Genomic DNA, 20,388 nt, shown 5'->3' with positions numbered 1-20,388 from the left:
GTCCGCGGCGCCTGCTCGTCCCCGCTCGCCGCCACATCACCCGATCGCGTGAACGAATCCCGTACTCACCGCCCGCCGTCCAGGAACGCCGTCACCGACGTCACGAAGCGCCCCGGATCGTCCCGCCACGGAAAGTGCCCGGCACCGGGCTGCACGACGAACTCGGCCTCCGGGAAGAGCCCCGCGAACTCCCGCATCACGCGAGGCGGCGCGCCCAGGTCGTGTTCGCCCGCGAGGAGGAGGACCGGGGACGGGAAGGCGGCAAGGGACCTGCGGGTGGCGGCCGGGTCGAACGCGCCGTCCGCGGCGTACGCGGCCGCCGCTTCCTGGTTCTTCTCCTTCTCGCCGGCCGCGTCGAAGGCCCGGGCCTCCTCGTCCCACCGTGCGTGGAAGAAGGGGGCGACGAGCTGCCAGGAGCCGGCGTCGGCCCGGCCGGCGGTGATCGCCTCCAGGGCCGCGTAAGCAGAGGCGAACCACGGCTCTTCGCGGCGCGGACGTGCGGTCGCCAACCGGTCCTCGGCGGTGATCGCCAGGCCGGCCGCGTACACGCTCGGGGTGATGAGCAGCAGACGGGCCACGCGGTCCGGACGGCGGGCGGCGTACAGGAGTGCCAGGTTGGCCCCGGCGGAGTGCGCGAGCAGGTCGATCCGGTCGAGCCCGAGGTGCGCGCGCAGCGCCTCGACGTCGTCGACCTGGCGGTCGCAGCGGTAGGAGGCGGCGTCCGCGGGGACCGCCGACTCGCCGGTGCCGCGGGGGTCCAGCCCGACGAGCCGACGGCGGGACGTGAGCCCGCCGAGGTCGCCCAGGTAGGCGGCGGACTGCATGGGGCCGCCGGGCAGGCAGATCAGGGGCGGCCCCTCCCCCGCACCGTGGTACGCGAGGCGGGTTCCGTCGGAGGCGGTGAGGACAGGCATGGGGCGATCCTCACAGGGGGGTCCGTGAGAGACAACCGAGTTGTGGAGGGGGAAGCAGAGGAGTTCCTGAACTGCCCTTGCGCACAGAGGTGGTGGATGCGGGCGCCCGCGTGCTCCCGCATCCGCGCCCACCGGTCGGCCGTGAAGGCGCCTCGGCCGCGGGTGCGTTCGCGCAGCCGCCTCGCGTGACCGGACGACTCGGCCGGCGCCTCGGTGGCAGTGACCACCGCCGAGCCCCCGCGCACGGTCGAGTCGGTGGTCCGCCCGCGTCGGCCGGTTCGCGCAGGCCGGTTCGCGCGGTGCCGGCCGTGCGGACCGGCTCCGACGGTTCGCGCTTCGGCGCGGGCCCGACCCCGTTCACACGGACGTGGCCCGCGCCGTGGCGTAGAACTCCCTGCGCACCCGGCGCAGCCAGGCGTCGGCGGCCCTGTCGTCGGGCTGTTCGGGCAGCGCGCTGCGGGTGTCGGCGAACGCCTCCTCGAAGCGACGCAGCAGCGGTCGCGCCGCCTCGGGATCGGCGGCGACCTGCTCACCGAAACGGTGGTAGCTCTCCGGATCCTCGACGCGGATCGTCAACCGCCCTGTGGCGTACAGCTCGTAGCCCTGGGTGCACAGTCGTCTGAGGTGCCGGGCGTGCTTGGCGACACGCCGGTGAGAGCCGTCGGCGGCGGCGTCGGCCCGGCGGTTCTGCAGTTTGCGGAACTGCTGGGTGGCGTAGCCCAGATAGGCGTCGCGGATCCGGCGGGCGCCCAGCAACGTCCCGCGCAGGTCGACGAGTTCGTCACCGAGAGGGGTGCGGACCTCGTACAACTCGTCCGGGAGCCATACGAGTTCCATGACGGTCGGGTTGCCGGACAGGGCGAGCCGGCACCACTTGCCCGCCTCGTGCAGGGTGCGGTCGGGCGCCGTGCTGACGTGCGACTCCGGGGGACGGTGCAGACCGTGCAGCTCCTCGGTGGGGGTGGCGAACATGCCGAGACGGTCGACGTCGGAACCCTCGTGGGCGAGCCCGTAGGCGGTCGAGCCGACGATGCCGGACAGCAGGATGTTGGTGACGGTCACAGGTGCCCCCGGTCGTACCCCGACGATGGTGTCCCGGCCTCGTGGCCGTGCGCCGGGACGGCCATGATGCCCGTCCGCGGTCCGGGCGACCTCGTATTTTCCGGCTGCGCAAGGTGCCGGGCGGACGGCCCGTCCGGCCTTCTTCCTCCCCTCGGAACCATGTGACATATTACTGGCGTGACCCCTGTACCCAGCGGTGACGTCGTGGTCGTCGGCGCCGGCACGGTCGGCGCCGCCTGCGCGCTGTACGCGGCCCGTGCCGGCCTGGAGGTGATCCTGGTCGACCGCGGACCGGTGGCCGGCGGCACGACCGGCGCGGGCGAGGGCAACCTCCTCGTTTCCGACAAGGAGCCGGGACCGGAACTCCGACTGGCCTTGCTTTCGCTCCGGTTGTGGCAGGAGCTGGCGCGGGACGGGCTCGCCCGTGCCTTCGAGTACGAGGCCAAGGGCGGGTTGGTGGTGGCGTCGACCCCCGATGCTCTCGCCTCCCTGACGGACCTGGCCGCCGGACAGCGCGCGGCCGGAGTGGACGCCGTGCCCGTCGACGCGCACGAACTGCGGGACCTGGAACCGCACCTGGCGGCCGGGCTCGCCGGCGGGATGCTGTATCCACAGGACGCCCAGGTCATGCCCGCCCTGGCGGCAGCCCACCTGGTGCGGGCGTCGGGCGCGCGCCTGGAGACGGGCCGCACGGTGACGCGGATCCTGCGCGGCCCGGACGGCGCCGTACGGGGCGTGCGGACCGACCGGGGGGACCTCCGCGCACCGGCCGTGGTGAACGCGGCGGGCACCTGGGGAGGCGACGTCGCCGCTCTGGCCGGAGTCGCACTGCCCGTACTGCCCCGCCGCGGCTTCGTGCTGGTCACCGAGCCGCTGCCGCCACGGGTGCGGCACAAGGTGTACGCCGCCGACTACGTGGCGGACGTGGCGAGCGACTCGGCCGCGCTGCAGACCTCGCCGGTCGTGGAGGGAACCGCCGCCGGGCCGGTGCTGGTCGGCGCGAGCCGTGAACGGGTCGGCTTCGACCGGTCCTTCTCACTGCCCGCGGTGCGCGCCCTCGCGGCGGGCGCGACACGGTTGTTCCCGTTCCTGGAACACGTCCGGGCGATGCGCGCCTATGCCGGCTTCCGCCCCTACATGCCGGACCATCTGCCGGCCGTCGGCCCCGACCCGCGCGTGCCCGGGTTGTTCCACGCCTGCGGGCACGAGGGCGCGGGCATCGGGCTCGCGACCGGCACGGGCCTGCTCATCGCGCAGTGCCTCGCCGGCGGGAGCCCGGAGCTGGACCTTTCGCCGCTGCGCCCCGACCGCTTCGACGACCCCGGTCACCCCGACCGTCACACCGAGGAGGCCGCACCATGGATCCGGTGAAGCCGGCCCGGACGCACCCCGGAACCCCGTTCACCGTCACCTTCGACGGCAGGGAGATCCAGGCGCTGCCGGGGCAGAGCATCGCCGCCGCCCTGTGGTCGTCCGGTGTGACGGCCTGGCGCACCACCCGGGGCGCGGGCCGCCTACGCGGGGCCTTCTGCGGGATCGGCGTGTGCTTCGACTGCCTGGTGACCGTGGACGGCCGCCCCAACCAGCGCGCCTGTCTGGTGCCGGCCGTGCCGGGAGCGGACGTCCGGACGCAGAGCGGGACGGGGCACGATGACTGAGCGGCGTCCAGTGCTGGCGGTGATCGGCGCCGGGCCGGCGGGCCTCGCCGCCGCCCTGGCCGCCGCGTCCCGCGGCGTGCGCGTGGTGCTGGTCGACTCCGCCCCGTCGGTGGGCGGGCAGTTCTACCGGCAGCCTGTCCCCGGGCCGGGCGCACGCCGGTCCCAGATGCTCGCTCACCAGCGGCGCACCTGGGACCGGCTGCGCGCCGGGCTCGACGTCCATCTCACCGCCGGGCGCGTCACGCATCTGAGTGATCGTCATGTGTGGTGCGTGGAGCGGGAGTCGGGCCGGTTCGTCGTGCATGCGCTGCTCGGCCCGGCGCAGGAGGAGTCCGCAGCGGTCCGCGCCGACGCGGTGCTGCTGGCCACCGGCGGCTACGAGAAGGTCCTGCCGTTCCCGGGCTGGACCCTGCCCGGCGTGGTCACCGCTGGAGGTGCGCAGGCGCTGTCGAAGGGCGGGCTCTCGCTGCCCGGCCGCGTCGCCGTGGTCGCCGGCTCGGGCCCGCTGCTGCTGCCTGTCGCGACCGGCCTCGCGGCCGCGGGCACCCGCGTCGTCGCCCTGATCGAGACGGCCGCTCCGGCGGCCTTCGCCCGGCAGGCCCGGACCTGGGCGACGACTCCCGTGAAGCTCGCCGAGGGGGCCGTCCACGCGGCCCGGCTCCTGCGCCGGCGGACCTCGGTGATGTCCCGTCACATGGTGGTGGAGGCGCATGGCGAGGACCGGGTGGAGTCCGTCACCGTCACCGCGGTGGGCGCCGACGGCCGGCCTGCGCCGGGCTCCGAGCGGCGGATCGTGTGCGACCTGCTCGCCGTCGGCCACGGACTGCTGCCGCACACCGACCTCGCGGAGGGTCTCGGCTGTCGCCTCGACGGGGCGAGCGTCCGGGTCGACGACGAACAGCGCACCGACGTCCCGGGCGTCTGGGCCGCGGGTGAGGCCACGGGGATCGGCGGCGCGGACCTGTCCCTGGCCGAGGGGCACATCGCCGGCCGGTCGGCGGCCGCGAGACTGACCGGCACGGCCCCCGACCCGCGGGGATGGGCGCGGGCCGCCCGGACGCGCACCCGGCTGCGGACGTTCTTCGCGGCGCTGGAGAGCGCCTACGGCGAGCCGCCCGCGCGGTGGCCGGAGCAGGTCACCGACGACACCGTCGTGTGCCGCTGCGAGGAGGTCACCGCGGGCGCCGTCCGCGAGGCCGTCGCCGAGCTGGGCGCGGGTGATCTGCGCACCGTGAAACTGCTGACCCGGGCCGGCATGGGCTGGTGTCAGGGCCGGGTGTGCGAGCCCGGGGTGGCCGGCGTCGCGGGCTGCGCGCTCGCCCCGGCCCGACGCCTGCTGGCACGGCCCGTGCCGCTCGGCGTGCTCGCCGCCCCTGCCGACCCCACGCCGCCTCAGTGACATGTCACATTCCGCACAGCGAAGGGACTCCCGCATGACCGCCCCCGCCGACCGCCCCTCGCCCACCCCCGTCGACCACCCGTCCCCCACCCCCGTCGACCGTCCCTGGCGGGGGGTTCTCGTCGCCACCGCACTCCCGCTCGACGACGGTCTCCGCGTCGACCTCGACCGGTACGCCGAGCACTGCGCCTGGCTGGTGGACAACGGCTGCGACGGCGTGGTCCCCAACGGCTCGCTGGGCGAGTACCAGGTACTCACGCCCGAGGAGCGCGCCCGGGTGGTGGAGACGGCGGTCGCCGCGATCGGCGGGGACCGCGTGATGCCCGGAGTGGCCGCCTACGGCTCGGCGGAGGCCCGTCGCTGGGCCGAGCAGGCGGCCGAGGCGGGCTGCTCGGCGGTGATGCTGCTCCCGCCCAACGCCTACCGCGCCGACGAGCGGGCCGTGACGGCCCACTACGCGGAGGTCGCCGGTGCGGGTCTGCCGGTCGTGGCGTACAACAACCCGATCGACACCAAGGTCGACCTGGTGCCCGAACTGCTGGCCCGGCTGCACGGCGAGGGGCTCGTCCACGCCGTCAAGGAGTTCTCCGGCGACGTCCGCCGCGCCTACCGGATCGCTGAACTCGCTCCCGAACTCGACTTGCTGATCGGCGCGGACGACGTCGCGCTGGAACTGGCCGTCGCGGGCGCCAAGGGATGGGTGGCCGGCTACCCCAACGCGCTGCCGAGGGCGTCGGTCGAGCTGTACCGGGCGGCCGTCGCCGGTGACCTGACGACCGCGCTCCCCCTGTACCGGCAGCTCCACCCGCTGCTGCGCTGGGACTCACGGGTCGAGTTCGTGCAGGCGATCAAGCTGTCGATGGACGTCGTGGGCCGCCACGGCGGCGGCTGCCGCCCGCCCAGGGTCCCCCTGTCGCCCGAACAGGAGGCCGCGGTCCGCGCGGCCACCGAGAAGGCCGTCGCCGCCGGCCTGGCGTGAGGCCGCGACCCGCCAGGGGACCGCACAAGGGCACCGCACGAGGGCACTACACGAGGGGACTTCATGCGCAGCAAGCTCGTCCTGCACGCCGTCGACTCGCACACCGAGGGAATGCCCACCCGCGTCATCACCGGCGGCATCGGCGCCGTTCCCGGCGCGACGATGAACGAGCGGCGACTGTACTTCCGTGAACACCGCGACGACGTCAAGCAGTTGCTGATGAACGAGCCTCGCGGCCACTCGGCCATGAGCGGCGCGATCCTCCAGCCGCCCACCCGGCCCGACTGCGACTGGGGCGTCCTCTACATCGAGGTCTCCGGCTATCTGCCGATGTGCGGGCACGGCACGATCGGCGTGGCCACCGTGCTCGTCGAGACGGGCATGGTCGAGGTCGTCGAACCGGTCACCACCATCCGCCTGGACACGCCCGCCGGGCTCGTCGTGGCGGAGGTGGCGGTCGAGGACGGCGCGGCCCGGGCGGTGACCCTGCGCAACGTCCCCTCCTTCGCGGTGGGGCTGGACCGCAGGGCGACCCTGCCGGACGGCCGTACGGTGACGTACGACCTGGCGTACGGCGGCAACTTCTACGCCATTCTGCCGCTGGAGGAGTTCGGGCTGCCCTTCGACCGCGCCCGCAAGGACGACATCCTGCGGGCCGGACTGACCCTGATGGAGGCGATCAACGACGAGGAGGAGCCGGTCCACCCGGAGGATCCCTCCATCCGCGGATGTCATCACGTCCACCTGTACGCGCCCGGCGCCACGGCCCGCCTTTCCCGCCACGCCATGGCCATCCACCCGGGCTGGTTCGACCGCTCGCCCTGCGGCACGGGAACGAGCGCGCGCATGGCCCAGTTGCACGCCCGGGGCGAACTGCCACTGCACACCGAGTTCGTGAACGAGTCCTTCATCGGCACCAGGTTCACCGGCCGGCTCCTCGGCACGACGGAGGTCGCCGGCCGCCCGGCGGTGCTGCCCAGCTTCACCGGCCGCGCCTGGATCACGGGAACGGCCCAGTACCTGCTGGACCCGACGGATCCGTTCCCGGCCGGGTTCGTGCTCTGAGACGGCCGCAGCGGCGGCGGGCCGGTGTCACGTGACATGGCACAGTGCACTGGTCCAGAGTGACATGGCACCGTCCGTTCCGAACCCGGTCCTCCCGGACCGCCGACCATTCCCAGGGACCCACCATGGCCGCCGCCCGGCGTACCAGCAGCGAGACACCCACGGCTCCCGCGCCGCCGGCCGGGCCGGCGGCGTCGCCCGTCGCCGCCGGGACGTCCACGCCCGCCGCACCCTCCGCCGCTGCGCCGGCGCTGCCCGTGCTCGGGGGCCGGCGGAGCAGTTACCGCGAACGCGTCGCCGACGCCCTGCGCGCGGCTCTGATCGCGGGTGAACTGCTGCCCGGCGAGGTGTACTCGGCGCCGACGCTGGCCGCCCGCTTCGGCGTCTCGGCCACACCGGTGCGCGAGGCGATGCTGGACCTCGCGAAGGAGGGCGTGGTCGCCGCCGTTCCCAACAAGGGGTTCCGGGTCACCGACGTCTCCGACAGGCAACTGGACGAGTACACCCATGTCCGCGCGCTCATCGAGATCCCCACCGTGGCGGCGCTGGCGACGAGCGCCGACCCGGTGTCGCTGGAGGCTCTGCGCCCGGCCGCCCGCGAGATCGTCGCCGCCGCGGTGGCGGGCGACCTCATCGCCTATGTGGAGGCCGACACCCGCTTCCACCTGGGGCTGCTCGCCCTGGCCGGCAACGCGCACCTCGTCGAGGTGGTCCGCGAACTGCGCGGCCGGGCCCGCCTGTACGGCCTCACCGCCCTGTCCGCGTCGGGGCGTCTGCTGGCCTCGGCCGAGGAGCATCTGGAGTTGCTGGACGTCCTGCTGGCCCGTGACGAGCGGGCCGTGCGCGAGGTCATGACCCGGCACCTGGGGCATGTGCGGGGGCTGTGGGCCGCCGCTCGCTAGTGCCGCAGCAGGCAATGTTCGCCCCGTCACGACGCCTGGCACGCACTCTCGCCGCACCGGGCGAAAGCCCGAGTACGTCCAGTACGAGTGCTTCCGCCCGGCACGCCGACAGCACGCACCAGACGCCGCTCCTTCTCGGGCAAACATTGCCTGCCGCGGCACTAGCACGGCCCCCGCCGCGGAACGCACGGCGGCACACCGCGCAGCCGTGCGTTCCGCGGCGGCCGGGTCGTCCCACGTCGCCCTGCCCACTCCCCCGCTCTTCCTGCCCCAGCCCTTCCTGCCCCAGCCCTTCCCTACCCCTGCCCTTTCCTCCCGCCACGTCCGGGCGGTGACCACGGCTGTGATCCTTGTCGCTGGTGCAGGAAGAGTGGAGGGAGTGCCGATCGGGCATGCAACTGCCCGAATGCGAAAGGGTGGTGTCGTTTCTGTGGGGAAACGCGTGAACCGGTGCGTGATCGGCGCGGGTCTGTCAGGGCTGGCGATGGCGCATGCCCTGAAGTCCGAAGGGCTCGACTTCGTCTGCCTGGAGCAGGCGTCCGACGTCGGCGGGCTCTGGCGGCAGCCGCAGGCCGGCGAGCGCGGTCCGGGGTATCTGTCGCTCCACCTGAACACCAACAAGCGGCTCACGGGGTTCGCGGACCACCCGATGCCGGCGTCGTACCCCGTCTATCCCCGGCACAGCGACGTCGCCGCCTACCTGCGCTCCTTCGCCGAGTGGGCCGGCGTACTGGACGACATCGAGCTGGGGACGACCGTCGAGTCCGTACGGCGGACGGCCGGCGGTTCGTGGACGGTCGTCAGCCGGGACGCCCACGGCACGCGCACCGCACGCGACTTCACCCACGTGATCGTCGCCTCCGGGCACAACACCGAGCCGGTCATGCCCGCTCCGCCACCCGGCGCCGACCGCTTCAAGGGAACGATTCTCCACGCACTGGACTACCGCGACGGCAGCGACTACGCCGGACAACACGTCGTCGTGGTGGGGCTCGGCGCCTCAGCGGTCGACATCGCGGCCGACCTGTCCCGCCACGCCGCCCGGACGGTCCTCTCGGTGCGCCGGGGCCTGCACATCCTGCCCAAGCAGGTCTTCGGCATGCCCCTCGACGACGTCGCCGAGGCCCCGTGGTGGACGAACATGTCCCTGGAGGAGCAGCGCCGCTTCATGGAGCAGGCCCTGCTCGTCGCCCGAGGCAGGCTCTCGGACTACGGTCTGCCCGAGCCGGACCACCGGATCTTCTCCTCGGCCGTCACCATCTCGGACGAGATCCTCACCCGCATACGCCACGGCGGGGTCACGCCCAAACCGGCGATCGACTCCCTCGACGGCGACCGGGTGGTCTTCACCGACGGCACGTCGGTCCGCGCCGACGCCATCGTCCACTGCACCGGGTACCGGATGGCGTACCCGTTCCTTCCGCCGGAGTGCCCGATCGGCCCGCAGGGCTCGGTGGAGCTCTACAAGCGGGTGGTCGCGCCCGACCATCCCGGGCTGCACTTCATCGGCCTGGTCCGCCCGCACGGATCCGTCACCCGGCTCGTGGAGGCCCAGGCCCGCTGGGTGGCCCGGATCGTGGCGGGCAGGGCGGCGCTGCCGGAGCCGGAGGTGATGCGCAAGGAGATCGCCGCCTACCTGGCGGGCATCGCCGGTCAGTACGGCTTGTCGCAGGGCACGTCCATTCAGGTCGACGTGGCGCCCTACCTGGAGGAACTGCGCCAGGAGTGAGGTCATGGCGGCGGTCCGCGCCCGCCGCGGCGACGGCTCCCGGCCGTGCGCCGACGAGGCCGCCGTGCGGCCGGGGCGGCCGGTGCGGCCACACGCGCCTGTCCTCGTGTGCCTGGCGGGGCCTCGTGCGGGGACTCATGGGACCTCACGGGACCTCGGGTGACCCCGAGTGACATCGTGGGACCTCGGGTGACCTCGGGTGACCTCTGGTGACCTCGAATGCTGACGAGGGGAGCGGTTCGACCACGTCGGCGTACCGACCCCCTCGGGCCGCGTCGGGCGAGGCGCCGTCACACTCCTGGCCGGCTCAGCGATGTCACTCCGCGGGGGGCAGTGCCGCGTCGCGGGCCTGCCGTCCGGTCGTCCGCGGCGCCCGTGGTCCGGTCACGGGCGGGCCGGCAGCGGTGCGGGCGACAGGGCGACGGCCGCCAGGGACTGCGACGGCCGGGCGTTCGCGACCCGGCCGGGAACGGGCGGCCGGACCTCGTACGCCTCCGAGGAGATGTACGTCGTGATCCGCGGCGGGCGGCCCCGCTGGTGGGCCAGGCCCAGATAGGCGACGAGTCCCACGCCGTCCTCCGGCTGCCGCGCGCCGACCGCGGTCGAGGCGCGAAGCACCGGGGACGGATCGAGGCCGTAGCGGCCGAGCAGCGTCGTCGCCCGGGCCAGTGCCTCGCCGTCGTGCCGGGCGTAGTCCCGCACCGGGACGTAGAGGGTGAAGCCGCTCGGCAGGCCGCTGCCGGTGTCGGTGAAGGCGTGGCAGGTCTGGACGGGCCGGCGGACGACGCGTGGCCCCCTCCCCTCCTCCGCGGCGCGGACGTCTTCGGCACCGGCCTCGAGACCGCCGGCCGCGACGCCGGTGTCCTGTCCGGCCGCGATGCGGAAGAACTCCTCGATCTCCGCCGGATCCGGACCGTCGTCCATACGGCTCAGGGCCCCGGCCTCCGTCGCCGACAGCTCGTCGTGCGCGAGGTAGACCTTGACCCGGGGTTCCGCCCAGTCGCCCAGGTCCAGTGCGAAGAACAGGGGACGGTCGCTCTCGGGCAGCGACGCGAACGCCTTTCCGTGACCGAGTCGTTTCAGCGCCTTGCGGACGGTCGCGGCGGCCCGCCCGGCCCCCGAGGCCGCGGGATTGAGATAGGCCTTGACCTTGGGGACGCCGCCGGGACGCAGCTCCAGCGCGCACCACAGCGCCAGGGGACCGCGGGGCGACGGCGGGAAGAAGAGATCCTCGAGTTCGTCGAGCCGGTCGGTGGTGAAGCCCCAGCGCCGCCCCATCTCCCGCAGCACCCGCAGACCGGTACGGCCGTTGCCCGTCAGGTCGTGCTCGCCGGCGCCGGGTTCGAGCAGCACCCGCAGGCTCGGCGCCGCACCCGGTTCGCAGGAGACGGAGAACTCCACCGGCGTGTGGTCGTCGGAGAGGAAACTCCGGCTGGGCGGGGGCAGTTCCAGTGATCGCCGCGCCACGGGGCCCAGCGCCTCGACGAGAGTGCGTGCGTAGCCCTCGGTGTCGGCGGCGGACAGCCCCCCGTGCTCGCCCAGTCGCAGTAACTGGCCTGCGACGTGTCCGCCGAGCGTGTCCGGGGACAGCGTGTCCGCGACGCCGGGGCGGGGGCCGGTCATCTGCCCTCACCCCGCGCAAGAGGGCCGGCAAGAAGATACCCGCCTGGGGAGGCGGGTATCAGGGGGTGTACGACGATGGGGCGTCGTATGAACGCGGCGCCGGTGGATATGTGATCCACGACACCTCCTCTGTCTCGTGAGCAACACGGGATACCGCGTTGCTCACTACCCATGAGGTTGAAACGTCATGCAATGGTGGAGAGTTGGCGAGTGTTGTGTGAATCACCTCGTCAGCCAGTTGAGGAACTGGCTCCACACGCCGCGTTCCCCCCTGCCGCGTGTCGGCGGCTGGTCCCGGCGCGGGGGCGCCTCGGCACGGGTCTCGGAAGCGGGTCGGGGCGCCGTCCGGACCGGGGTGAACCTGGCGGGCAGGACGGTCAGGCCGCGGTTGAAGGGGCCCGGCCGCCAGGTCAGGCTCTCGGTCGGCACGGCGAGTTCGACGTCGGGAAGCTTGTTGAGCAGGTTCTCGATGGCCGTCACGGTGATCTGCCGGGCCGGCTCCTTGGACGGGCAGGCGTGCGGGCCCGCGCTCCAGGCCAGGTGGGCACGGTTGCTGCCCGCCTGGCGGGCCGCCGTCAGCGCGGGGCCGGTGTTGGCCGCGGCGAAGCTGACCAGCATCAGGTCGCCGGCCTGCAGCTTCTGTCCGGCGAACTCCATGTCGGACGTCGGGTAGTGCGGCGCGAGATTCTGCATGGGCGGGTTCTCCCACAGCGTGTCGTCGATCGCCTCGTCGATCAGACCGCCCTGATTGGCGTACGCGTCGTGGGTGAGCAGCCGTTGCAGGGTGTTGCCTATCAGGTTGCGCAGGGGCTCGTTGCCGGCCACCAGCAGCAGGGCGATCTGGTGGACCAACTCCTCGTCCGTGAGTTTTGACTGATGCTCCATCAGCCACGAGGGGACGTCGTCGCCGGGGTGGGCGCGCTTGAGTGCCACCAGCTCGCCGATGGCCCCGAACATCACCCCGACCGCCTGCTCCGCGTTCACGCCGTCGAACATGCCGGTGATGCCGAACACGACGCGGTCGCCGATGTCGGCGGTGCAGCCGAACAGTTCGTTGAACACGAACAGCGGCAGCTGCTTGGCGTAGTCGCCGAGCAGATCCGCGGAGCCGCGCGAACCGAACTGGGAGATCAGGTAGTTGGAGACCTGCTCGGTGCTCCGGCTCAGCCTGCGCGGGTCGACGCGGGCCATGCTGTCCGTAATGGCCTGACGCAGCCTCAGATGTTCGGCGCCGTCGGTGAACATGGCGTTGGGCCGGTACGCCAGCAGGGGCGCGACCGGGCTGTCCATGGGAACCCGGCCCTCGTTGAGGTCCCGCCAGCGGCGGGCGTCCTTGCGGAAGGCGCCCGAGTCCTGGAGGAGCTGGAGAGCGGTCGCATAGTCGGTGACGAGGGTCGCCTCGACCCCGGGGGCGATCTCCACGGGCGCGGTGGGCCCGTAGTGGCGCAGGTAGGAGTAGTAGGCCTGGGGGTCGGCCGCGAACTCCGGTCCGTGCAGCGGCACTCTGCCGCCGGGCTGGTGCGCCGGGCACCCGGGCGGGGGCACGGGTGCGGTGGGTCGGTCCATTTGTTGCTCCCTAGTGGGCACGGTCCTGCAAGTGGCGTACGAGCGTGATCAGGGCCTCGGCCGACGACTTCTCGTCCCGCGCGTCGCAGGTGACGACGGGGGTGTCGTCGAGCAGGTCCAGCGCCTCGCGCAGGGCCAGCTCGTCTCGCAGCGGCGAGCCGTCGAAGTGGTTGACGGCGATCGCGTAGTCGAGCCCGTACTGCTCGATCAGGTCGATCACGGCGAAGGAGTCCGCGAGCCGCTCGGGGTCGACGAGCACCAGCGCGCCGAGCGCGCCGCGTGCCATGTCCTCCCACATCTGCACGAAACGCTGCTGGCCGGGCGTCCCGAACAGGTAGAGCACCACGCGGTCGCTGATCGTCAGCCGTCCGAAGTCCATGGCGACCGTGGTGGTGGTCTTGCCCTGGACCCCTTTGAGGTCGTCGACCGACTCGGCCGCCCGGGTCATCGTCTCCTCGGTGGACAGCGGCTCGATCTCCGATATCGCCCCGATGAACGTGGTCTTGCCGACCGCGAAGTGACCCACCACGAGGATCTTCACTGCCGTCTGCGTCGCGCCGCCGCGGACGTACGCCTGCTCATCCAAACTTGGCCCTGAGACCATTCAGCACCTCCTCCAGGATGTCCCGGTCGGCGAGGGGCGCCCGCTGCACCGGTGGGCGGGTGATGAGGTAGCCGCCTTCGGTGAGAGCGGCCAGGAGGATCTTCACCACGCCCAGGGGCAGTTGGGTGTGCCCCGCGATCTCCGCGACCGAGAGGTACCCGGCCTCGCACAGCTCCAGCAGTTTCTGTTCCTCGGGCGACAGGCGGGTGGGCCGCTGTTGCTGGTCGGCGGCCGCCGTGACCAGGGTGATGAGGGACAGCTGCTCCTCGTCGGGCAGTCTCCGCCCCTTGGTGATGACATAGGGACGCACTAACTCCGGCGTCTGAGGCTCCAGTTCGTCAAAACCGGTCATGACCGCACGCCGAGGTTCTCACGCGGCGGTGTGGTCAGCGCCTTGCCCAGCTGGCCGACGAGCTGCTGCATCCGGAAGGTGATGTCGGCCATGTCGACCTCGGGCGAGGCGGACACGCCGAGGTAGGCGCCCTCGCCCGCGGAGATCAGGAAGACCCAGCCGCCGTCGAACTCGACCAGTGTCTGCCGCCACTTCTGGGTGGCGTCCTCGCAGAAGAAGGCGAGCGAGCGGCTGAGCGACTGCACGCCGCTCATCGCCGCGGCCACGCGGTCCGCGTCGTCCTTGCCGAAGTCCTGCGTCCGTGCCATCAACAGGCCGTCCGCGGAGATCAGGACGGCGTGCAGGGCCCCGGGGATCTCCAGGGCGCTGTCAAGCATCCATGACAGGTCGTCGTTCACGAGAACTCATGCCCTTCGCTGCTTGCACCACGGGTGCTGCTCGACTGTTCCGCGGGGTCCGTCTGAACGGCCCGGCCGGACCGGGTGCCGCGCTGGAACGCGCCCATGATCGCCGCCGTCTCCGCGCCCGAACGCGAGGGACCGGGCGCGTTCGACGCGCTGCCGGGCACGATGGCCATGGGCCGCTTGCGGCGTCGCCTCGGCAGGCCGTCGGAGGTGGTGGTCGCGGTCAGCCCGGTCTCCGGGCCCCCGCCGACGGGGGCGGTGGGCTGGGCAGCGGGGACGACCGGAGCCGGCTCCTTCTGCTCGGGCGCGTTGGTGAGCAGGTCGTGCGGCAGGAGGAGGACCGCCCGGACGCCTCCGTACGGGGAGGTGGAGTCCACGGACACCTCGAAACCGAAGCGCTCGCTGAGCACGCCGATCACCGCGAAGCCGAACTGCGGCGGGTTGCCGAGACCGGAGACGCCCGACACCCGTTCGCTCGACAGGAGTTTCTCGGCACGGGCGCGCTCTTCGTCGTTCATACCGACACCGGCGTCGTCCACGACGATGCAGATGCCCTTGGGGACGGTACGAATGTTGATCTCGACGACGGTGTCCGGGCTCGAATAGCTCGTGGCGTTGTCGAGGAGTTCCGCGAGGGCCAGTGCGACAGGTTCGACGGCACGGCTGGTGATGCCGAAATCGACCTGCGAGAGAATCTCCACCCGTCGGTAGTGACGGACCCTGCCCTGCGCGCTGCGGACCACGTCGTAGATCGACGCGACGTCACGCTGACGCCCCAGCCAGCCGTCGCAGAGCACGGCGATGGACTGGGCACGGCGACCGAACTGAGAGTTCGTGTGGTCGATTTCCAGGAGGTCCTGGAGAATCACCGACTCACCGTATTTGTTCTGCAGCCGGGAAACGATCAACTGCTGTTCCGCGGCGAGGCCCTGAAGCGTCCGCATCGCGGACTTGAGGACCGTCTTCGTAGCCTCTTCGGCTCTTTCCTGAGCTGCCTCGACGGATTTCGCGTACCCGTTCTCGAGCTCGGCATGACGAGCCCGGAGTTCTGCGAACTCCTGCCTTGACGTGCGCGCTGCCCTGCGCTGACGAACAATCAGGGCGACGGCGACGAGTACGGCGACGAGGAGAGCCCAGAGTACCGGGTTCCGTATGTAATCAGTCATAAGACTCTCTTCAGGCGACTGACGGCCAGTTGCTGAATTCCCGTCAATTGCGGGTGGACCGGCGGACCGCCCGCATCGGGGTGACCGCCCGGACTGTCCCCGTAGTCGGAGATGTCGTCTTGCACCCATCCGCCCGCTCTACAAGCGAGCGTGATCGTATCACCACAAGAAGGAGCCACAGACCGCCAATATGGCCACCAAGATGAACATTGACGGATCGTCAGCCATTGCGGAGGGCACCCGCGGAGCGGCCTGCCGACGACGCCGGAGGAGAGCCGCGAACGACGCGCCGGGCGACCCGCGAACCGTGTGACGGACGACAGGTGAACGGCCTGACGGACGACAGGTGAACAGCCTGACCGGCGACAGGTGAACGGGCTGACGGACGACAAGTGAACGGGCTTCCGCGACATTCGGGCGGCCGAGCGGACGGAAACAACAAAACCCGCACCCGGCGCAGGCCGAATACGGGTGTCCGTTGTTCACCGAACGGAAGCCGCTCGATACGGAGAGTGAAGAGTGTCCGAGGGGGGACTTGAACCCCCACGCCCGATAAAGGGCACTAGCACCTCAAGCTAGCGCGTCTGCCATTCCGCCACCCGGACCAGGTGTCTGCCGCTGCGCGGGTGCTCCCGGCGGCGACATGGACAACAATACCAAGCTTTCGGAGTGCGTTTCACCTGCATATCCGCTGGCCGGGCCGGTACGGGAGCCACCGTCGCGACCGCCTCACGGCGGGTGACCGCCCGCTCGCTCCGCCGCCGGTTCCCTGTGCGCGTGGAAGCGGGCGCTCGGGGCGACCGCCGCGTGCACGTCGCCGCCGGCCATGGCCCGCGGCCCCGCGGCCCCGCGGTCCCGCGGTCCCTGCGCCAGGATCTCCGCCAGGGCCTCGATGCCCGCCTCGTCCGCGTGCGCGGCGGCGGGCCGAGCGGCTTCGGCCTCCAACAGCGTTCACCCGGTGAGGAGTCGGCCCGCATGCTGCTCGGTCGGCTCACGCACGAAGGCGTCTTGGGCCGTTGCGAGCTCCGCCCACGAGGGGTGCAGGCGTTGCAGGGCCTCGCGCACCGGCTGCCGGGAGACGCCGACGCGGCCGGCGAGCCCTCGCCGAGGCGCCGGCCGGGCCGGAAGGCGCGGTCGACCCCCTCTCATGCCGACGCGCCCCGGCCGGGCCCCGAGGGGGTTCCCGTCCGGGCCGCCCCGGATCACGGGCAGTACACGACCTGACCCGCGTACGACAGATTGCCGCCGAAGCCGAACAGCAGCACCGGGTCGCCGGTGGAGACGGCGCCCTGCTCGACGAGCTTCGAGAAGGCGAGCGGGATGCTGGCGGCGGAGGTGTTGCCGGACTCGACGACATCGCGCGCGACCACGGCGTTCACCGCGCCGATCTTCTGCGCGAGGGGTTCGATGATCCGCAGGTTCGCCTGGTGCAGGACGACGGCCGCGAGGTCCTCGGGAGTGAGCCCCGCCCGCTCGCAGGCCTGGCGTGCGAGCGGCGGCAGCTGGGTCGTGGCCCAGCGGTACACGCTCTGCCCTTCCTGTGCGAACCGTGCCGGCTGGCCCTCGATGCGCACCGCGTTCCCCATCTCGGGCACCGAACCCCACAGCACGGGCCCGATGCCGGGCACGGCGCCGTCGGGACAGGCCTCGACCACGGCGGCGCCCGCTCCGTCGCCGACGAGCACACAGGTGGTGCGGTCGCTCCAGTCGGTCACCTCGGACATCTTGTCGGCGCCGATCACCAGGGCACGGGTCGCGGCCCCCGCGCGGACGGTGTGGTCGGCGGTGGCCAGCGCGTGCGTGAAACCGGCGCAGACGACGTTGACGTCGATCGCGGCCGGCCCCGGGACGCCGAGGCGGGCGGCGACCCGGGCGGCCATGTTGGGCGAGCGGTCGACGGCCGTGGAGGTGGCGACCAGCACCAGGTCGATGTCGTCCGGCGTGAGTCCGGCCGACGCGAGGGCCTTGGCGGCGGCGTGCGCGGCCAGCTCGTCCACCGGCTCGTCGGGACCGGCGATGTGGCGCGTGCGGATGCCCACCCGGCTCCTGATCCACTCGTCACTGGTGTCGACCAGACCCGCCAGTTCCTCGTTGGTGAGCACCTTGGCGGGCTGGTAGTGGCCGACGGCGGCGATGCGCGAGCCGTTCATTGGGGGGTCCCCCTCGTTGCCTTGGGTAGCGGGATCCACCAGTCTGATCAGTGACTCACGGGTACGGGGGCGCGTGAAGCGACAGGAAACCGGTTCCCGGGTTGTCGGCTTCCCCATAGGCCTCGGACGCCCGGCCAGCCGTCGCACGTGTACGCAGCGGACACGCGCCCCACGGGTTTTCCGCTACCCGGTGAACAGCTGCGTCGCCTTCCGTACGAGTTCGTACAGCCCGTAGGCGAGCGGCGCCCCCACCCACAGCCAGGCGAAGGCGGTCAGCGGCCGCCGGTCAGGCTGCGGACTCGGGCTGCTGTCGTTCGGCATCGGCTGCCTTCCTCTGGGCGGGGACGTGGTGTCGGGGGTGGACGGGGCGGACGAGTTCGTTGGCGACGAAGCCGACCGCCAGCAGCCCGATCATGATGAACAGGGACAGGGTGTACAGGGACGAGCCGTGGCGGCCCGCCGCCTCCTGCCGGTCGGCGATCCAGTTCACGATCAGCGGGCCGAGCACGCCGGCCGTCGACCACGCGGTGAGCAGCCGGCCGTGGATGGCGCCGACCTGATGGGTGCCGAAGAGGTCCCTGAGGTAGGCGGGGATCGTCGCGAAGCCGCCGCCGTAGAAGGAGAGGATCACCAGCGCGCACAGGACGAACAGCGGTTTCGAGGAGTCACCGGTCAGCGCGATCAGGGCGTACATCAGGGCGCCGACGCCCAGGTAGACACGGTAGACGTTCTTGCGTCCGATCAGGTCGGAGGTCGACGACCAGCCGATCCGGCCGGCCATGTTGGCCGCCGACAGCAGGGCGACGAAGCCGGCGGCCGCGGACGCCGAGACCGGCGTGGAGGTGTCCGCGAAGAAGTCCTTGATCATCGGGGCGGCCTTCTCCAGGATGCCGATGCCGGCCGTCACGTTCATGCAGAGCACGACCCACAGGCACCAGAACTGCGGGGTGCGCACCGCACTGCGCGCCGACACCTGCACTCCTTGCGCTTCCACGCCGCCGGGCCCGCCAGCGACGGGCCGCTCACCGCGCGGGACCCGCACCAGCAGCACGCCGAGCGTCATGAACGCCGCGTACGAGATCCCGTGGACGAGGAACGCCAGCGCGATCCCGGAACTGTCGGAGCCGAACGACTCCAGCATCTGCGCCGACCAGGGCGAGGCGATGAGCGCGCCCCCGCCGAAGCCCATGATGGCGATGCCGGTCGCCATGCCGGGGCGGTCCGGGAACCACTTGATCAATGTCGAGACAGGCGAGATGTAACCGATTCCGAGACCGATTCCCCCGACGAAGCCGTAGCCGAGGACGATCAGCCAGTACTGTTCGGCGGCGGCGCCGAGCGCGGAGATCAGGAAGCCGGACGAGAAGCAGACCAGGGCGACGGTCATCGCCCACCGCGGCCCGTTGCGCTCCACCAGGGTGCCGCCGAAGGCCGCGGAGAGGCCGAGCATGACGATGGCGAGCTGGAACGGCAGCGCGCTCTGGGTGCCGCTGAGGCCGAGAGCGGACTCCAGCGGCGGTTTGAACACGGACCACGCGTAGGCCTGGCCGATGGAGAGATGGACGGAGAGGGCGGCCGGAGGGACGAGCCAGCGGCTCCAGCCGGGCGGCGCGACGGGGGGACTCATGAGTCCTGGACGGTAGGAACCCGCGCGAGCGTTGAGAAGGCGGCGCGTCGACCGTATGCGGTGAACGGTATGCGAGCTGCGCCGAACGGTCGGACCGGCCTGCTTGCGCAACCGCTTGCGAAACGACACCCAGGCACGTGCAGGACCGTTTTGTGCCCACTGCGGAGCGGGCTGCGACCTCACACACCCGGTACTGGACAATGGGACGGTGAAGGTCACCTCGTTCGTCCGACGACCCGGTGGCCCACGGCAGTCTTCACATCAAGGGCCTTTCGGCCGGCAGCACGTCAGGGACAGAACCGGGGCTGATCACGACATGGGACGAGTCACCGAGCGGCGCAGAGTGATACGCATCAGGGACGGGGCGGTCACCGCCAGGTCGGACACCCTCGTGGCCGAGGAACCGCTGGAGATCCGGCTCGACGGCAAGCCGCTCGCCATCACCATGCGCACTCCTGGTGACGACTTCGCGCTGGCGGCCGGCTTCCTCGTCAGCGAGGGCGTGCTGGCCGAAGCGTCCGACCTGCTGAACATCGTGTACTGCGCGGGCGCGACGGCGGACGGAGCCAATACCTACAACGTGGTGGACGTGCGGACCGCCCCCGGCGTCAAGATGCCCGACATCACCCTGGAGCGCAACGTCTACACGACCTCGTCCTGCGGCCTGTGCGGCAAGGCCAGCCTGGACGCGGTCCGGACGACGGCCCGCTGGCCCATCGCCGACACTCCCCCGCTGCGGATCGAGGCGGAGCTGCTCGCCGCCCTCCCCGACCGGCTGCGCGCGGCCCAGCGGGTGTTCGACCGGACCGGGGGACTCCACGCGGCGGCCCTGTTCTCCGAGGACGGCGAGCTGCTGGACGTGCGGGAGGACGTGGGCCGGCACAACGCGGTCGACAAGCTGGTCGGGCGTGCCCTGCAGAACGGGGACCTGCCCCTGTCGCGGACGATCCTGCTGGTCTCGGGCCGGGCGTCGTTCGAACTGGCGCAGAAGGCAGTGATGGCGGGCATCCCGCTGCTCGCGGCGGTCTCGGCCCCCTCCTCCCTGGCCGTCGATCTCGCCGCGGAGACCGGGCTGACGCTGGTGGGCTTTCTGCGGGGCGCCTCCATGAACGTGTACGCGGGTGAGGACCGCATCACCCCGGGGGCCGCGGTCCCCGGGAGCTGACCCGGCCACCCCGCAGCACCTTG

19 protein-coding genes, 1 tRNA gene and 1 pseudogene are annotated in these 20,388 nt (G+C 72.1%); 8 read left to right on the top strand and 13 right to left on the bottom strand.

The window, feature by feature from the left end; genetic code table 11:
* Positions 1-65: 65 nt before the first annotated feature.
* Positions 66-914: an alpha/beta fold hydrolase gene (locus IE239_RS32770; RefSeq protein WP_190153091.1), complete on the bottom strand. Its 849-nt coding sequence runs from the start codon at positions 912-914 to the stop codon at positions 66-68.
* 357 nt (positions 915-1,271) lie between these two features.
* On the bottom strand, positions 1,272-1,976 hold the full coding sequence (locus IE239_RS32765) for a nucleotidyltransferase domain-containing protein (protein ID WP_190153090.1): 705 nt from the start codon (positions 1,974-1,976) through the stop codon (positions 1,272-1,274).
* Between the two features lie 177 nt (positions 1,977-2,153).
* On the opposite strand from IE239_RS32765, the gene IE239_RS32760 reads away from it, so the two are divergent.
* The 7 genes from IE239_RS32760 to IE239_RS32730 all read left to right on the top strand — a co-directional run bounded on the left by IE239_RS32760 (position 2,154) and on the right by IE239_RS32730 (position 9,708).
* Entirely contained in the window at positions 2,154-3,347 is a 1,194-nt protein-coding gene (locus IE239_RS32760) for an NAD(P)/FAD-dependent oxidoreductase (protein WP_190153089.1), read from the top strand.
* The gene (locus IE239_RS32755; protein ID WP_190153088.1) at positions 3,335-3,634 is read left to right on the top strand and encodes a (2Fe-2S)-binding protein; all 300 of its coding nucleotides are present in this window, start codon (positions 3,335-3,337) and stop codon (positions 3,632-3,634) included. Before IE239_RS32760 ends, IE239_RS32755 begins: the two co-directional genes overlap by 13 nt.
* Positions 3,627-5,033, top strand: a complete 1,407-nt coding sequence (locus tag IE239_RS32750; RefSeq protein WP_190153087.1) for an FAD/NAD(P)-dependent oxidoreductase — start codon at positions 3,627-3,629, stop codon at positions 5,031-5,033. The genes IE239_RS32755 and IE239_RS32750 overlap by 8 nt, the downstream gene beginning before the upstream one ends.
* A gap of 34 nt (positions 5,034-5,067) precedes the next feature.
* Positions 5,068-6,012 carry a dihydrodipicolinate synthase family protein gene (locus IE239_RS32745; protein ID WP_190153086.1) on the top strand — a complete coding sequence of 315 codons (945 nt, stop codon included), beginning with the start codon at positions 5,068-5,070 and terminating at the stop codon, positions 6,010-6,012.
* Between the two features lie 63 nt (positions 6,013-6,075).
* On the top strand, positions 6,076-7,077 hold the full coding sequence (locus IE239_RS32740; protein ID WP_190153085.1) for a proline racemase family protein: 1,002 nt from the start codon (positions 6,076-6,078) through the stop codon (positions 7,075-7,077).
* A gap of 125 nt (positions 7,078-7,202) precedes the next feature.
* On the top strand, positions 7,203-7,979 hold the full coding sequence (locus IE239_RS32735) for a GntR family transcriptional regulator (protein WP_229878485.1): 777 nt from the start codon (positions 7,203-7,205) through the stop codon (positions 7,977-7,979).
* Positions 7,980-8,421: 442 nt separating this feature from the next.
* Entirely contained in the window at positions 8,422-9,708 is a 1,287-nt protein-coding gene (locus tag IE239_RS32730; RefSeq protein WP_190153084.1) for a flavin-containing monooxygenase, read from the top strand.
* Between the two features lie 384 nt (positions 9,709-10,092).
* Here IE239_RS32730 and IE239_RS32725 read toward each other — a convergent pair whose 3' ends face one another.
* The 11 genes and pseudogenes from IE239_RS32725 to IE239_RS32675 form a co-directional block, all read right to left on the bottom strand.
* A complete protein-coding gene (locus IE239_RS32725) occupies positions 10,093-11,331 on the bottom strand; it encodes a tryptophan dimethylallyltransferase family protein (RefSeq protein ID WP_190153083.1) in 1,239 nt (412 codons plus the stop codon).
* A 222-nt stretch (positions 11,332-11,553) separates the two neighbouring features.
* On the bottom strand, positions 11,554-12,897 hold the full coding sequence (locus IE239_RS32720; protein ID WP_190153082.1) for a cytochrome P450: 1,344 nt from the start codon (positions 12,895-12,897) through the stop codon (positions 11,554-11,556).
* Positions 12,898-12,907: 10 nt separating this feature from the next.
* Complete coding sequence (locus IE239_RS32715) at positions 12,908-13,501, bottom strand: GTP-binding protein (RefSeq protein WP_190153081.1); 594 nt, start codon at positions 13,499-13,501, stop codon at positions 12,908-12,910.
* Positions 13,476-13,853, bottom strand: coding sequence for a DUF742 domain-containing protein (locus IE239_RS32710; protein WP_190153080.1), 378 nt, complete (start codon positions 13,851-13,853; stop codon positions 13,476-13,478). The genes IE239_RS32715 and IE239_RS32710 overlap by 26 nt, the downstream gene beginning before the upstream one ends.
* Positions 13,850-14,251, bottom strand: a complete 402-nt coding sequence (locus tag IE239_RS32705) for a roadblock/LC7 domain-containing protein (protein WP_069772890.1) — start codon at positions 14,249-14,251, stop codon at positions 13,850-13,852. Before IE239_RS32705 ends, IE239_RS32710 begins: the two co-directional genes overlap by 4 nt.
* Entirely contained in the window at positions 14,248-15,423 is a 1,176-nt protein-coding gene (locus IE239_RS32700; RefSeq protein ID WP_190153079.1) for an ATP-binding protein, read from the bottom strand. Before IE239_RS32700 ends, IE239_RS32705 begins: the two co-directional genes overlap by 4 nt.
* A 520-nt stretch (positions 15,424-15,943) precedes the next feature.
* Positions 15,944-16,028: transfer RNA gene (locus IE239_RS32695), tRNA-Leu, on the bottom strand.
* Positions 16,029-16,197: 169 nt separating this feature from the next.
* Positions 16,198-16,521 (bottom strand): annotated as a pseudogene (locus tag IE239_RS42550) (GntR family transcriptional regulator); the annotation flags it as partial.
* Positions 16,522-16,625: 104 nt separating this feature from the next.
* Positions 16,626-17,573, bottom strand: a complete 948-nt coding sequence (locus tag IE239_RS32685) for a beta-ketoacyl-ACP synthase III (RefSeq protein ID WP_190153077.1) — start codon at positions 17,571-17,573, stop codon at positions 16,626-16,628.
* A 183-nt stretch (positions 17,574-17,756) separates the two neighbouring features.
* Entirely contained in the window at positions 17,757-17,894 is a 138-nt protein-coding gene (locus tag IE239_RS32680) for an MFS transporter small subunit (protein WP_190153076.1), read from the bottom strand.
* Positions 17,860-19,200 carry an OFA family MFS transporter gene (locus IE239_RS32675; RefSeq protein ID WP_190153075.1) on the bottom strand — a complete coding sequence of 447 codons (1,341 nt, stop codon included), beginning with the start codon at positions 19,198-19,200 and terminating at the stop codon, positions 17,860-17,862. Before IE239_RS32675 ends, IE239_RS32680 begins: the two co-directional genes overlap by 35 nt.
* Before the next feature lie 316 nt (positions 19,201-19,516).
* Between IE239_RS32675 and fdhD the strand changes: the two genes are divergently transcribed.
* Entirely contained in the window at positions 19,517-20,365 is an 849-nt protein-coding gene (gene fdhD / locus IE239_RS32670) for a formate dehydrogenase accessory sulfurtransferase FdhD (protein ID WP_190153074.1), read from the top strand.
* The last annotated feature ends 23 nt before the right edge of the window (positions 20,366-20,388 follow it).

Origin of the sequence: Streptomyces humidus (assembly GCF_014649655.1) — a bacterium.
In the GTDB taxonomy this organism is placed as follows: Bacteria; Actinomycetota; Actinomycetes; order Streptomycetales; family Streptomycetaceae; genus Streptomyces; species Streptomyces humidus.
The sequence above is the reverse complement of the archived record's forward strand: the minus strand, read 5'-3'. Positions and strand labels throughout refer to the sequence as shown.